Genomic DNA, 13,418 nt, shown 5'->3' with positions numbered 1-13,418 from the left:
ACTTTTAAGCATGGCCACATATCCTATAAGTGAAATTGGTCCAAAGGAGTGTGGATATCATGATGTATCCAGCAAAGGATACAGCAACCGATCCGGAGAATGATCCAGTAAGCAATACAGTACCTGATGTCATCAGCGGACGTACGCCGCATGTCATAGCGGCTGAGATTAACATGATCAAATATCAGGCTGAGAATATCTACCTTACCGCTATCGTCGAGATTGGAAGACGGTTGACGGAGGCCAAAGCCTTTCTTAAGTTTGGAGAATGGGGCAAGTGGCTGGAGGAGTCGGTCGATTTCTCCCAAAGCAGGGCCAATAAACTGATGCGTATCTTCAAAGAGTATGGAGAAGGACAGCTTACCAACTCAAATTCGGAGCCGAATCCGAAATTAAACTACAGCCAGGCGGTGCTTCTTTTAGGTATCCCGAAGGAGGAACGGGCGCAATTCATCGTCGATATGGATGTCGAAGGCATGACCACCCAGGAACTGCGTCAGGCGGTCAAGGAACGGACGCAGGCCCGGCAAGAAAAAGACCAGACCCAGCAAGAGAACGCGGACTTCCAGAAAAAAGTGGAAGACCAAGGTGGTACCATCACCGAGCTGACTGCGGAACTCGCCAATCTAAAGGCCCAATTGGAGAACGTCAAGGCGTCCAAAGAAGAACTCGCTATAACGGCCAGACAGCTGAATGATTCGTTGGAATCGCTCCGAAAAAGCTCATCCGCCCAGAGCTACGAGAGGATGAGAAATAACTTCATGAAGAGTTCGCTCAAAGTCAGGGCTAACCATCTCGCCTTCCTCTGTGAAAACTTGGATCAAACCGTTAGGGAAGTAAAGCAAAAGCTGCGCGAAATCGCCCCTAATGACAAGGAGACGTATATCATTTATAAGAATAAGGTTTGCGATCTTATGGATGTGTGGCGTAAAGACGAGGCGTGGAGCAGGGAAGCTTGCCCCTGCGGAGATGGGCAGTAAGGAAAAAAGAGAACGGAGCTGGACGGCATACCTCCTCAAATTCGGAGCCGAATCCGAATTCGAGGAGGTATACTACAAGCTCAAAATTGCTTTCACCGTACTGGTTCCAAAGCGCTTGAAGCTGTTTATTCGGATAAACGCATATGACATAAAAAGGAGTTCCCTAAATAATACCAAAATTATTTTTCAGGATTGACCATGCAAATTAAAGAAGTTAAAATATTTTTGTAATGGTATTTATTAGTAATATTTCCATTATGTAAGAATGGAGCAGAAAGATGGCTGTATATGTCAACGCCCGGGAAGAAAATCAAAGGGAACTCTTTGTAACTTTTGAGTATACGGCAGAAAGAGTCGAGAAGATCAAATCTATTAAAGGGCGAAGGTGGGAGACTCAGGGCTGCGATGCTGGATTGTACCAAGATCAGTGGATACAATTCTTTCTCTTTACAAAGTTTTTGACGAGTGTTCAAAATATTTTTAAGGAAGCCTGCATAAAAGCAAATATTAAGAAAGATGTATCTGTTCACTCACTCAGACACTCCTTTTCCACCCATTTGCTGGAAGGCGGTACGGATCTGAGATATATCCAGGAACTTTTAGGGCATAAAAATTCTAAAACAACAGAAATATATACCCATGTAAGCCAACGGGATCTAGCCAAAATACACAGCCCAATCGATGCACTGGACATAGAGGTTTAAAAGAAGTAAATTCTGCTAAAGGAAATATCTCCGCAACCCTTGCGGTTTACCTCCATATTTAGATGTAATACGCAATAATTGCGGGAAAACGACGTTAGGCGCAATGTGGTGGCGGCCATCCTAGCCGCCAAGTTAATTTTCTTATTGGAGTTGATATCTTGGGTTATGATTTTAACATACTGAAAGAAAGAATATCTTCTAGTCTTTTGAACCTTGAGTGCGTTGAGGAGGGCGAGGCAGTTGATCTTTCTTTCCATATGACAGATTGGTTATCGGACTTGGAGGATTTAATCAAGTTCTATTCAACGCCTGAGGGTTATAGTGACGAGGAGGTCGAAAGAATTCTTCTGAGGTTTCTTGCTCATGTTCCGGAACATTTAGCAGCTGCAAAGAAGATATTGTATGGGTTTGGCGTAAGCGATACCTTTGGAATAGGAGCCGTAGAACCGACAGAAGTTGATAATGATAAGGAGTGATCTTGTCGGTTTAATCTAGGCTTTGTAGGTCAGTTGTCTGGGGGCTGACCTCCTGTCAGCCTCAGTATTTGAAGGCCACACTGCGCCTAACAGCGAAGTTCCGCAACTTAGAATATATGAATGTAGTAAGACGCTGCGGAACTTCGCGGGACGTTAGGCGAAAGACCATGCGGGAACTGCGCATCCATGCGCGGATTGGAAAAGGACGAATAAAATGATTGGTTTACTGCACATATGTTGGTAAATTCCGCACCAGTGCGGAATTTGAAAAGCCTATTGATAATTGTAATCTGGCTAAATATAGTGAATAGAGGAGGAATAATATGGGATTTATTTCATTGATCTTAGGAGCAATATTAGGGTTTGTCTCTATTTTCGGAATAATATTAAGCCTTATTGGATTAATATTATTAATTATATATTTAGCGAAAAGAAAAACAAAAAAGAAAAAAGGGTTATTAATTGCAGCAATTGTACTGTTATTAATTGGAATACCAACTGCATTTACATTTCCTGGGTTTTATACAATTGCAAATAATGCATCAATGAATCAGTACGTAAACCCTAAAGAATACCCTGTTAACAATGCTGTTATGAAGCATGACAATAACAAGTTGAAAAAATTGTTAGATGAAGGTGCAAATCCAAATGAGATATTTAAAGGTGTACCCGCAATTTTTTGGGCATGCAGCAATTTTGACGATGGTGTTAACTATGAAGCCGCAAAAATATTAATTAGCCATAAAGTCAATCTCTCATACGATGACTGCTCACTGATGAAGGATATTCTAATAGGGGAAAAGCGTTATGATGACCAATCCGACATATACAATATTGTTAAATTATTGATAGAAAATGGTTACAACGTTAATGAAACAGATAGCGACGGGATCACTTTGCTAATGTATGCAACTGTTGATTCCAAATTTGATAAAGGATTTACTCTGTCTAATAAACTTACAGATTTATTATTAAAAAGCGGCGCAAAGATAAATGAAAGAGATAATAAGGGTAGGACAGTACTTATGTGGGCTTGTGGCTCTGTATTGAATTCTAATGCAGATATCTCTAAAATTCCAAGTATTGAACTTAAGGATCAGTTTGCGTCATTTGATTATAATATTATAAAATCCTTGATAAAAACTGGAGTTGACGTAAATTCAAAAGATAACCAAGGGTTTACAGCACTCGATTATTTTAAGCAGACAGAAGAAATTGATAAAAAATGGGGCCAATATGATACGGTTGGACAGACTAAAGATTATATTGATGAATGTAAAGCAATTGAAATATTACTTCAGGGTGAATAATATTTTATCGAGAATTAAAAGAAATGAAATATTAACTGTGCTTATTGTCACATAATGGATGTTAAATATAAATTCAAGAGGAACGTTAAGTGACTCCCATCCGTGGTCGTCTCTGAATCTAGGGGCATGGTCCATCGCCTAACACGGTGTTCCCGCCACTTGGAGGATGATGAATGTGGTAGGGCGCGCGGTGGGAACACCTGAACGTTAGACAAAACCGCCTTGCATGTGGTTTTTAATAGAAGGAGAAGAACGATGCGTCAGTGGAAGATAGGGATATTACTTTTTAATGAGGTCGAAGTATTGGACTTTGCAGGACCATTCGAGGTGTTGTCCATTACCTCTTACCCAGAATCCAATGTTAAACCATTTGAAGTTAATACTGTTGCTCAAACAAAAGAAACAGTCCGAACACGGAATGGACTCCAAGTTGTACCGGATTATAGCTTTGCGGATAATACTAACTTTGACATCTTGATTATCCCAGGCGGATACGGTGCGGAAGAAATTGAAATTCATAATGAAGTAGTTATTGGCTGGATAAAAGGCCAAATGAATAAGGTCACATTTATGTATGCACTGGTGCATTTTTGCTTGCTAAAGCGGGTTTGTTAGATGGTAAGAGAGCCACAACGCACTGGATGGATATTGATAGGTTAGAGAAGGAATTCGAGAAGGTGGTACTAGAGCGAGGCGTTAAGTATGTTGACGCTCAATTAATACACCAGGAAAGAAAATAATGGAAGATATTAGAATCTTGAGATACAATAGGAGTATCGGCCCTTTTCATTATCATAGATGCCGCTATAGGCGGCATAAGGACGAGTTATATGCAATAGTCCGTATCGTGGCTTTCCTTGGAGAATAATCATAATTATATGTAGTGAATCTTATTGATAGTCATTGGAGTGAAAAGTTTGAAAGTTTCAAAGCGAGGTTTTATTACCATATCGTTATTTATATTAGCATTTATAATAGGAACTACTACTGGAACAGGATTTTCTTTTGGCGATGAGTTATTTTTATTTTTAGGAATCCCTTTATGGTCAAATGGACAGATGGGGTTTCATACTCCATCAATAGTCGCTATTATTCTTTTTATAATAGCTTGTATTTGTGCCAAAGCTGAAGTTCCTCGTCTAAGGATTGCTGTCTTAATCCTTTTCTTTATCGTACTATCTCCAATGCTTGTTTCGATAATCAAACCAGCTTATTTTAAAATACAAAACGGGCTTGCTGCAGTTGAATATGAATATAAAAGGAGTCATTTTGATATTAGAAGTACCGCAGACAATAAGGATTTAGATATTACAGGCTATATTGTTTTAACCAATTATGGGAGAGATGAACTAAAAGTTGGGATAAAGATTCCTTTAGATGGATACATGCAACAAATATGGTTTTCAAAGGATGTGATCTTAACAGGATCAAATATATCAGAAAAAGATGGGATATTTACATTGCCTCCAGGTGAAACCCAAACTATCTCAATATTCACGGAAATTCCATCAAAAGATGGTAATAATCATAAAGGTTCAATGAATGGTCCTAATCTTATTTTATCTACTGATAATGAAGTGCGGACGGTTGGGTATGGTCATCTTTGATTGCCTTTGAAGCCGGACTACTGCATATAACACGGCATTCCCGCCACGTTGTCTATATAGGTGTAGAAAGGCGCAGCGGGAATAGCCTGGACGTTATATACGTCATATCCCGCACGGGCGCGCCGTCCTTGGCGCGCTAAATAAAAAATAAAGGAGAATATATGAAAAAATTATTAATAATTGATATTTTTCGTCAAGGCTTTAATCTTTACAAAAAGAACTTTGAGATTTTATTTACTATATCTTTTTTTATAGCACTTATTAATATTTTTAATATATTACCTCAATTTTTGTATCAACTACTAAATGAACCAATATTTATTCTATTAGAATATGTTGTTAGTTTGATAGCAGCTTTTTTAAATGTCAGGTTTGGTATATGCTTGATAATTGTTATATGGGAGTTAATTCATAATAGAAGAATTAATATAGAAAAAGCATATCAACAATCATCAAAATATTTTTGGAGAAGTATAGGTAACACAATTTTAGTAGGACTAACAGTTGTTATTCCTATGTTATTACTAGGGCTTGTTAATAGGTCACTTTTAGAAGTTTATTATAAGTACCCATTGATTGCTATCTTGTCATTGATAATTGCTTTGATATCGACATTTTTCTATTTCGCTCCGATTTCGGTACCACTTTCACCAGAAATTGGCAATAGACTTCGATACAGCATGTATTTAGTAAAAAACAACGTCATTAAAGTTATAATAATTATTTTTGTAAGTACATACCTTATTCATATTCCGTGGTATTTTATTCACTCATTTGGAACAATTTCGCCAGCTTACTTTACTCTATTAAGTGGAAGTATCAACGTTGTTATAAATTTGGTGCTTTTACCATTCTCAATGAGTGTTACAGTAATTTTATATGATAAGTTGATTAAGCTAAAAGATAAAAAGAAAAGCCGAAAATAAGGGTGCGCCATCCGGGCGCACTCTGAATCAAGGGGCGGGATACGACGTATAACAGCGAAGTTCCGCAACTTAGAATAGATGAATGCTGTAAGACGCTGCGGAACTTCGCGAGACGTTCTACGACATATCGTGCACGGACGCGCCATCCATGGCGCAAAAGAGAAAAAGGAGAGGGAGAGTTTTGGAAGATAAAATAATTGTTGAGATTAGTTATACGGATAAAGATATTAGAAACGCAGTATTTGAAGTTATTAATAGAATAAATAGCTTGTGGGTACTATCTGTCTGTGCTTTTTTTGTGTTGGGATTGGTTCTATTTATTACCATAAAAAATGGTTTTTCAGCCTACTATAATGGATTGTTAATTGTTTTTTTAATCATTAGTTTATTATTTTTCGCCATCTACTATATTTACCCAATTAATCGATATATTAAAGTATATAAAATTTGGAAAGTTAGTACTTTTATATTCACATCTGAAAATATAGAAATAATACGTGATTATGCTCAGAGCATATGCAAATGGACCATGTTTATTAAAGCTTGTGAACTAAAAAGGTATTTCATTTTAGTAGATATCAATAAGTCTTTGACGATATTGCCCAAGAGTGCTTTTGGAGATGAATCTGATATCGAGAAGTTTAAAAATATTCTTGCAAGTAAGATGAAATTGCTGAAGTAGATATTCTTAAGGCATCGCCATCCATGGCGCTGTCTGAGTTTGGGGGCACGATACATCGTAGAACAGCGTGTTTACGACACTTTGTCAATATGAATGCGATTGGGACGCGTCGCAAACACGTGAACCGTTCTACGACATATCGTGAAAAGGCCGCGCCGTTCTGGCGCGGATAAAATGGATTATAGGTTATTTCTTTGCGGCAGTCGGATTTTTAGTAACAGTAGAATAACGTGACGTTATTATATATATTCTGAGGTGTGAGGTATGAGATGAATAATAAAATGAAGGAAGAATTGATTGCTCCTTGTGGTATGAATTGCAGACTTTGCTTAGGTAATCAAAGAGAGAAAAATCATTGCAAAGGGTGTCGGAATGAGATAGATATTAGGTATAAAACAAAAGGTAGCGTCAGTTGCATAATCAAAAACTGTTCTGTAATTAAAAGCAATGAATCGGGATTTTGCTTTGAATGTGATAAATACCCTTGCCGGAGGTTAAAACAGTTAGATAAGCGATATCGAACAAAATATCACATGAGCATGCTTGAAAACCTTGAGCAGATAAAGCAATATGGCATTGATTCGTTTTTGCGGAATGAGGAAAATAAATGGACTTGCAAAGAATGTGGCAATATTGTTTGCGTACATAGAGCTTTTTGTTTGATCTGCAAAACTACATACATAGAGTGAGTCTTCTCCTAGATACATAATTATAAAGCTTCGGATAAATTTTTCTTATTTTGTAATACTGGTGCTGATTGCTAGATATTTAAGGCAGCGCCGTCCATGGGAAAGGTTTCCATACCGGGTGTCGAAGGGTAAAATAAAAAGGAGCCTTGAACAAACTCCTTCAATCATTCTATTTAACTTTTCGTACATGGGCTGTTTCCATCTGTAAGGTTTCAATTTTAGTTTCGATTCTTTCGAGGGCATTGATAATAGTATCATTTTTCTCATTTTGTACTTCGCGAGCATCAAATAATGCTTTGATTTTAGAACCCAAATCATTTTCAACTTTTGTTTCTATTTTTTGGACTCGAGAGGTTAATTCTTTAAGTTGGGAGCTAGTTTCGGTTTGGTTTTCAAGGATCTTTCCGAGAAGATCCATTACCTTATCATCCAATACGATCGCCTCCTAATGAATAGCTTATCGTTTTTGGAAGATAAGTCAAGGAGAATTTTTAAGGATCGCCATCCATGACAACTGCTAAATTTGAAGCGCCACACGACGCCTAACACGAGGTTCACGCAACTTTGCAAATATGAATGTGGTTATGACGCTGCGTAAACCCCTAACCGTTATCTGGCATTGGTCGACTGGCCCGCACGTCCTGTGCGGGATTTAGGATTAGCAATTATTTGAGGCAGAGGTTAATTTGAAAGAGGTATGGAAGATATGATTAATATTGAGAGACTGTTAACAATAAAAAAGGAGAATTTACTTGAATTCTCTAAAACTTTAGAGGCAGAAGACATATCTCAGTTAGTGGAATTGTTAACTGAAAAAGATGATAAGCTGAGATATCATTCATTGCTATTATTGGAACATCGTTCAGAGGAATATGATGATGTGTATCCTTTTTGGGATATTTTTTGTGAAAAACTAAAAAGTACTAATTCCTATCAGAGAAGTATTGGGGTAATGCTTATTTCTACTAATGTAAAATGGGATAGAGAAAACAGAATTGATATAACAATTGATGACTATTTAAGAATTTTAGATGATGAAAAACCGATTACGGTACGCCAATGTATACAGTCATTAGGCAAAATAGTTACTTACAGGACAAATTTACATAATAAAGTTGCAAATGAACTTATATCCATTGATATTATGGATATTAAACCAACAATGAAAAAGCTAATATTAATTGATATTCTAAATATTCTTTTGTTAATTAAAAAAAATGATACCTCAGAAGAAATTGATACGTACATTTTTAAAGCACTTACAGGCGGATTGCTTGATAAGAAAGCGATAAAACAAATAGAATTGATGTTAATTTTGAAAGGTGATTTGATAGGTTCATAGACAAGCCTTCACCATCCGAAGCTCGTCTGCGTATGCTGTAATTAAAGCTACCAAAAAGGCGGGAATAAAAATGAATGAACCAATCACTGAACGTACGCCGCTTGTCATCGCGGCTGAGATTAATAGAATCAAACAACAGACTTGTAAAATCAAATTCGTCAGCGCTGACGAATTTAACCTACTATCAGGCCCTCCTTCTTCTGGGGATTCCGGAAGATGAGCGGGAGAAATTTATCCTGCAGCATGATGTTAAAGATATGACTTCCCGGGAGCTTGATCAGACTCTCAAAGAACTGAACCAAACCGCTCCGGAGAAAGAGCAGGCTCAAGTCACGCCCATACCAAATAATCCTCAGGATATCAAAATAGAATATATAACCGTCAAAAAAACCGACAAACCAAAAAGTGGGCCAAAAACTGCAGCCCCCTCAACCTTTACCACGGAGTATGAAGAAAAATGCGCCGCTTGCTGCCAAACAATCGCCGATACATTCTACCAACTGCTGACCATCCAATAATATATGTTTGGTCTAAACTACAGATTCTTGCTATAAATGGCGATTACATTATATTTAATTCTTTAGCTATTTCCCTCAAATAAAAAGTTTCTGTTTTGTCCTTGAATTGTAATATAACGCAATCACCCTTAGTAAATTGTACTTTATTGCCATTATAATCGGTACAGTGTATGCCATATGAAAACTTGTTTGGATGTTCACCTCTGTCATCTAAGATACTACTGAAACATTCTGTAAACTTAATAGTTTTAGCATGAATGTTGTCCGCGTCCGGATGACTCCAAGGATTAAGAACTCTACCATCTGTCAGTTCAAATTCAAATAATATCTTGTCGTCTCTATAAACATAGTCGATGTTCATATCAGCGGAGTTCACTTTCCATCCAAATCCAAAGAAATAGAGATAAGATACTACTGCCAATGCACAGATTGTCAAGGTTATTAGAACTGCTTTAAAAACTTTTCTATTCAGCTTTTTGAATGGTTTGATTTTTTCTTTGTTGTATTCGGTATTTTCTACCCTGACCTCTGCTTTCATTTGCTCAAAAATTTCCTTGCATTGAGGACAATTATTAAGATGCTCTTCGATTTCCAGGTTGCTTTCAGAGCTGGTCAAACCATCAATATAGCTTGGTAACAGGTCTTTTATAATTGCACATTTTATCATTTACAATCTTCCTTTCATAATTTTTTGTTTTGCACGGTAAAAAGTGACTCTTGCCCAGTTTTCATTTTTGTTGAATACTTCCCCAATTTCTCTAAAAGAAAATGCACCAGTGATGCGTAAGAGAACTATTTCCTTTGCAGTTTCATCAAGAATATGTACTGCTTTGATAAGTTGCATTTTATCTTCTATCAGACATAATTCTTCCTCCGGATTAAATTTGTTGGAAACAATATTGTCATTAAGCATAGATGTTTCTTTGCGGCTTCTTTTATCAATCTCTTGATACCACAGATGTTTTGCAATTTGGCAAAGCCATGTCGAGACTTTACATGTACCGTCATAGCGATTGGCTGATTTTATTGCACGGTAAAAGGTCTCCTGCGTGAGCTCTTCCGCAGTATCCTCATCGTTACAAAGAATGATCAGAAATTTAAAGACTGTCTCTGCATATTCCTTATAAATGTCATCTATGTCGAACATGCAATTCACTTCCTTCAAAACATATATCCGATAACGCAGTGTTTTGTTACACCATAATTTAATTTTTTAAAAAGCTGTCCGCCTAAGCAAACAGCTAAACAAAGGTTACAATTACTATGGTCAAAAAATCCTGTACAAATGGCTAAACCAAAGGAGTCAAAGAAGAAGCTTTACCTGGAAAGAGTATGAAGCAAAAATGAAATGGTATGCACTAATAACACCAAGAATAACCGAAAGGCCGGGGTGAACCGGGAACCGACGTGTCTACCGTGACGGCAAAAGCTTTGTTTTACTTTGGAGATGATATGTAGAAAGTCGATTTTTGGTGATATACTATTATTAGAGATGCTTTTGTAACACTGTGTTTAGCGACACTTTGCCAATATGAAAGCTGTATGGGACGCGTCGCAGACACATAAACGTTAGGCGAAAAACCATGCGGGAGACAGCGCTTCCAGGCGCGGAATAGTTTCAGAATAATTTTCTAATGAATGCCATTATAAATGCGATAATAAAGGAAACTGCAAATACATAAATGAATGTTTTTATCCAAGTCTTACCTAAAATCTTTTGTTTGTATTGATATAAGGACATAACCAGACCACTTACAATAATTAATGCAAGCAGATCCCAGGGCGCTTCATTTAGTTTTAACGATCTATATACAACATCAAGAAGCAAAGCAAATGTAATAAAAACATATCCGAATTTATAACTAATATTTTCGATAAATGTTGTTCTTTCATCTTTCTTAACCATATTACTGGCCATTTTCTATAACCTCCTCAAAATAGAATAAGTCTTCAAATTGTTTATTAAGAACTTTTGATAGAATCAATGCTAATTTTGCTGTCGGACAGTATTGACCTGTCTCAATAGAACTAATTGTTTGTCTTGTTACGCCTGCAAGAATTGCAAGATGTTCCTGCGAAAGATTCTTTTCTGCTCGGGCGACTTTTAATCGATTTTTAAGCTGAATATTATCATTCAAACTATCACCTCCTGACTAGATAGTAGCACAGTGAAAAGAAAATGTAAAGCATACTATGCAAACAGACAAGTATACCTATTAAGGGGAGTTGATTATTCTGAATCTGGGGGCGTACAGCTTGGTAGAACAGTGAATTCCCGAAATCTGGAAGAATATGCAAGTAGTAACCAGACTTCGGGAATTCACAAGACGTTCTACGACATATCGTGCAAAGACCACGCCATCCTTGGCGCGGATGTTGTAGTATTCGCAGTAGTAGAAAAGTGTGAAGAAGGGATAATTTATATTAGCTAAGTACTTGACTAGCACCTAAGAGGATACCTTAAGCTGAAATCAGGAGGTGTAAGGTATGCAAGTGAATGAGATTTGTAAACAAACAGGTTTAACGAAAAAAGCAGTTGAGTATTATCAATTAAAGGGTTTAGTATCACCTAAAGTTAACGAGAACGGATATAGGGAATTTTCTGACTCAGATTTATCTCGTTTGAAAGAAATTGCGTTGTTTCGAAAACTGGAATTATGCACTGATGAGATCAAGCAAGTGCTTGATAGTAACGACAAGAAGCACACCCTTGCTTTAATTAAGCAAGCAAAAGAGATTCAGGCAAAGGCAAAATTATATCGACTTGATTTGATAGGACAGTTGATTAATGGGGTGGATGTTGCTGAAATTCAGGATAGATTGAATTTATTAGAACAACAATCTACGATTAAAGAAAAGTTATTAATGGCGTTTCCCGGATACTATGGGAGATACTTCAGCTTTCATTTTGGCCAATTTCTCAATGAACCAGTAAAGACAAATGAGCAGAAAGTGTTATATGACAACATTGTTAACTTCCTTGACGATATGGAACCAATCGAAATTCCAGAAGAGTTTCAATCAATTTTGGACGAAGCTGACAAATATATGGACAATGAAAAAATTGAAGAAATGAGTGCCAACATACAGAGTACTTATGATGACTTTGACACGTATTGGGAAAACAACAAAGATAATATCATTCAATATACAGAATTTAAGAAAACGGATAAGTACCAGAATTCAGTAATGGCACAACTCATGGATTTGTTTCGTAAATTTGGAGAAACAAACGGATACTATGATGTGTTCATTCCGACGATGAGAACGCTAAGTCCAGCATATGATTTTTATTACAAGAAGATGCTGGAAGCAAATGAGAAATTGATACAAAAAATACCTGATGTTGAAAATTGGTACGAACTAACAAAATGAGCATTATCCTTGGTTTATAATTTAAAGTGAAGATGCTAAAGATAAACTGGAAAAGTGGAAAAAAGACTTAAGTGAAAAAACATAAAGAAAGAAGGCCGAATCTCAATTTATTATGACTCGGCCAAAATCTATACTTTTCCAAGCCTATTGACCAAGGTTTATTATCTGGTACTGTCCACCAGACCATCCTAAACCACTTGAAACTTGTAATTTTAAACCTTTTAGGTTTTTAGGAATTTCAAATACAATATATCCACTTTTGCTTGTTCCCGGGTTTACCTGGGCTAGAAAGAAACTATTATCGGTGTTTACATACATGTCTGCTTCAGCCATTGCAGAATATTCTTTGCCTTCAGCATCTTTTAACTTAAATAAACTAGTATCAATGGTACGAGTCTCTTTATCGTTGTTTGATACCTTTACTTTTATTAGTAAATATTCATTTTCGGTTGTTTTTTGCAAATATTGATTTTGCCCAATTTTAGTGCTCCTTTTTACCTCGCTTGCAGTATACCCAATATTTCCTGCCTTAACCTCATCATTTAGCTTATATTCCTGAGGAGTGGAAGTTTGAGGGGTAGACGAATTTGGAGCGGGAGTTGGAGCAGGGGTAGACTGACCGCCACTACATGCTTGGACAAGTATGATAATCACTATGATACATAATAGCCAAAACCACCATCGCCTATAGATGGATTTATTTACCATTATATTTCCCCCTAACATTAATTTGTAATATTTATTATTTCTCAAAACATTCTTTTTGATTCAGAAACAATATCTTGGTTCCAGCCTAAATTATGCAAAGC

Annotated in this window: 15 protein-coding genes and 3 pseudogenes; 12 read left to right on the top strand and 6 right to left on the bottom strand. The window is 36.8% G+C overall.

Translation table 11 applies throughout. The annotated features are described in order from the left end of the window. The first annotated feature begins 59 nt into the window (after positions 1 to 59). From NC238_06290 to NC238_06250, 9 genes and pseudogenes are all read left to right on the top strand, one after another. Positions 60 to 980 carry a DUF3102 domain-containing protein gene (locus NC238_06290; protein ID MCM1565550.1) on the top strand — a complete coding sequence of 307 codons (921 nt, stop codon included), beginning with the start codon at positions 60 to 62 and terminating at the stop codon, positions 978 to 980. Positions 981 to 1,477: 497 nt separating this feature from the next. Then, positions 1,478 to 1,684, top strand: a pseudogene (locus NC238_06285) (tyrosine-type recombinase/integrase). 158 nt (positions 1,685 to 1,842) lie between these two features. Then, on the top strand, positions 1,843 to 2,160 hold the full coding sequence (locus NC238_06280) for a hypothetical protein (protein ID MCM1565549.1): 318 nt from the start codon (positions 1,843 to 1,845) through the stop codon (positions 2,158 to 2,160). 323 nt (positions 2,161 to 2,483) lie between these two features. Next, positions 2,484 to 3,470 (top strand): ankyrin repeat domain-containing protein, encoded by a 987-nt coding sequence (locus NC238_06275; protein ID MCM1565548.1) that lies wholly within the window; start codon positions 2,484 to 2,486, stop codon positions 3,468 to 3,470. A gap of 255 nt (positions 3,471 to 3,725) precedes the next feature. Next, positions 3,726 to 4,210, top strand: a pseudogene (locus tag NC238_06270) (DJ-1/PfpI family protein). A 177-nt stretch (positions 4,211 to 4,387) separates the two neighbouring features. Then, positions 4,388 to 5,077, top strand: a complete 690-nt coding sequence (locus NC238_06265; GenBank protein ID MCM1565547.1) for a hypothetical protein — start codon at positions 4,388 to 4,390, stop codon at positions 5,075 to 5,077. Positions 5,078 to 5,238: 161 nt separating this feature from the next. After that, positions 5,239 to 6,003 carry a hypothetical protein gene (locus NC238_06260; GenBank protein ID MCM1565546.1) on the top strand — a complete coding sequence of 255 codons (765 nt, stop codon included), beginning with the start codon at positions 5,239 to 5,241 and terminating at the stop codon, positions 6,001 to 6,003. 181 nt (positions 6,004 to 6,184) lie between these two features. Continuing rightward, positions 6,185 to 6,685 (top strand): YcxB family protein, encoded by a 501-nt coding sequence (locus NC238_06255; protein ID MCM1565545.1) that lies wholly within the window; start codon positions 6,185 to 6,187, stop codon positions 6,683 to 6,685. Positions 6,686 to 6,954: 269 nt separating this feature from the next. Further along, positions 6,955 to 7,374: a DUF3795 domain-containing protein gene (locus tag NC238_06250; GenBank protein ID MCM1565544.1), complete on the top strand. Its 420-nt coding sequence runs from the start codon at positions 6,955 to 6,957 to the stop codon at positions 7,372 to 7,374. Positions 7,375 to 7,543: 169 nt separating this feature from the next. Here NC238_06250 and NC238_06245 read toward each other — a convergent pair whose 3' ends face one another. Beyond that, positions 7,544 to 7,807 (bottom strand): hypothetical protein, encoded by a 264-nt coding sequence (locus NC238_06245; protein ID MCM1565543.1) that lies wholly within the window; start codon positions 7,805 to 7,807, stop codon positions 7,544 to 7,546. Positions 7,808 to 8,071: 264 nt separating this feature from the next. On the opposite strand from NC238_06245, the gene NC238_06240 reads away from it, so the two are divergent. Further along, positions 8,072 to 8,716, top strand: a complete 645-nt coding sequence (locus tag NC238_06240; GenBank protein MCM1565542.1) for a hypothetical protein — start codon at positions 8,072 to 8,074, stop codon at positions 8,714 to 8,716. A gap of 70 nt (positions 8,717 to 8,786) precedes the next feature. Next, positions 8,787 to 9,225: pseudogene (locus NC238_06235) on the top strand (DUF3102 domain-containing protein). Between the two features lie 52 nt (positions 9,226 to 9,277). Here NC238_06235 and NC238_06230 read toward each other — a convergent pair. The 4 genes from NC238_06230 to NC238_06215 all read right to left on the bottom strand — a co-directional run bounded on the left by NC238_06230 (position 9,278) and on the right by NC238_06215 (position 11,372). Next, complete coding sequence (locus NC238_06230; protein ID MCM1565541.1) at positions 9,278 to 9,901, bottom strand: zf-HC2 domain-containing protein; 624 nt, start codon at positions 9,899 to 9,901, stop codon at positions 9,278 to 9,280. Continuing rightward, positions 9,902 to 10,381: a sigma-70 family RNA polymerase sigma factor gene (locus tag NC238_06225; protein MCM1565540.1), complete on the bottom strand. Its 480-nt coding sequence runs from the start codon at positions 10,379 to 10,381 to the stop codon at positions 9,902 to 9,904. A gap of 471 nt (positions 10,382 to 10,852) precedes the next feature. Beyond that, the gene (locus NC238_06220) at positions 10,853 to 11,152 is read right to left on the bottom strand and encodes a hypothetical protein (protein ID MCM1565539.1); all 300 of its coding nucleotides are present in this window, start codon (positions 11,150 to 11,152) and stop codon (positions 10,853 to 10,855) included. Then, entirely contained in the window at positions 11,142 to 11,372 is a 231-nt protein-coding gene (locus NC238_06215; protein ID MCM1565538.1) for a helix-turn-helix transcriptional regulator, read from the bottom strand. Before NC238_06215 ends, NC238_06220 begins: the two co-directional genes overlap by 11 nt. Before the next feature lie 349 nt (positions 11,373 to 11,721). Between NC238_06215 and NC238_06210 the strand changes: the two genes are divergently transcribed. Then, complete coding sequence (locus NC238_06210; GenBank protein MCM1565537.1) at positions 11,722 to 12,609, top strand: MerR family transcriptional regulator; 888 nt, start codon at positions 11,722 to 11,724, stop codon at positions 12,607 to 12,609. Positions 12,610 to 12,753: 144 nt separating this feature from the next. On the opposite strand, the gene NC238_06205 is transcribed toward NC238_06210, so the two are convergent. Continuing rightward, positions 12,754 to 13,317 (bottom strand): DUF4352 domain-containing protein, encoded by a 564-nt coding sequence (locus NC238_06205; GenBank protein ID MCM1565536.1) that lies wholly within the window; start codon positions 13,315 to 13,317, stop codon positions 12,754 to 12,756. Between the last annotated feature and the right edge of the window lie 101 nt (positions 13,318 to 13,418).

Origin of the sequence: Dehalobacter sp. (assembly GCA_023667845.1) — a bacterium.
Classification (GTDB): domain Bacteria; phylum Bacillota; class Desulfitobacteriia; order Desulfitobacteriales; family Syntrophobotulaceae; genus Dehalobacter.
This window is presented reverse-complemented; position numbering and strand designations above follow the sequence as displayed.

What these genes read in the sequence shown, in the direction of transcription:
- NC238_06260 (MCM1565546.1), top strand. Translation starts at nt 5,239, where the DNA reads ATGAAAAAATTATTAATAATTGATATTTTTCGTCAAGGCTTTAATCTT.
- NC238_06205 (MCM1565536.1), bottom strand. Translation starts at nt 13,317, where the DNA reads ATGGTAAATAAATCCATCTATAGGCGATGGTGGTTTTGGCTATTATGT.
- NC238_06250 (MCM1565544.1), top strand. Translation starts at nt 6,955, where the DNA reads ATGAATAATAAAATGAAGGAAGAATTGATTGCTCCTTGTGGTATGAAT.
- NC238_06220 (MCM1565539.1), bottom strand. Translation starts at nt 11,152, where the DNA reads ATGGCCAGTAATATGGTTAAGAAAGATGAAAGAACAACATTTATCGAA.
- NC238_06230 (MCM1565541.1), bottom strand. Translation starts at nt 9,901, where the DNA reads ATGATAAAATGTGCAATTATAAAAGACCTGTTACCAAGCTATATTGAT.
- NC238_06210 (MCM1565537.1), top strand. Translation starts at nt 11,722, where the DNA reads ATGCAAGTGAATGAGATTTGTAAACAAACAGGTTTAACGAAAAAAGCA.
- NC238_06290 (MCM1565550.1), top strand. Translation starts at nt 60, where the DNA reads ATGATGTATCCAGCAAAGGATACAGCAACCGATCCGGAGAATGATCCA.
- NC238_06275 (MCM1565548.1), top strand. Translation starts at nt 2,484, where the DNA reads ATGGGATTTATTTCATTGATCTTAGGAGCAATATTAGGGTTTGTCTCT.
- NC238_06225 (MCM1565540.1), bottom strand. Translation starts at nt 10,381, where the DNA reads ATGTTCGACATAGATGACATTTATAAGGAATATGCAGAGACAGTCTTT.
- NC238_06240 (MCM1565542.1), top strand. Translation starts at nt 8,072, where the DNA reads ATGGAAGATATGATTAATATTGAGAGACTGTTAACAATAAAAAAGGAG.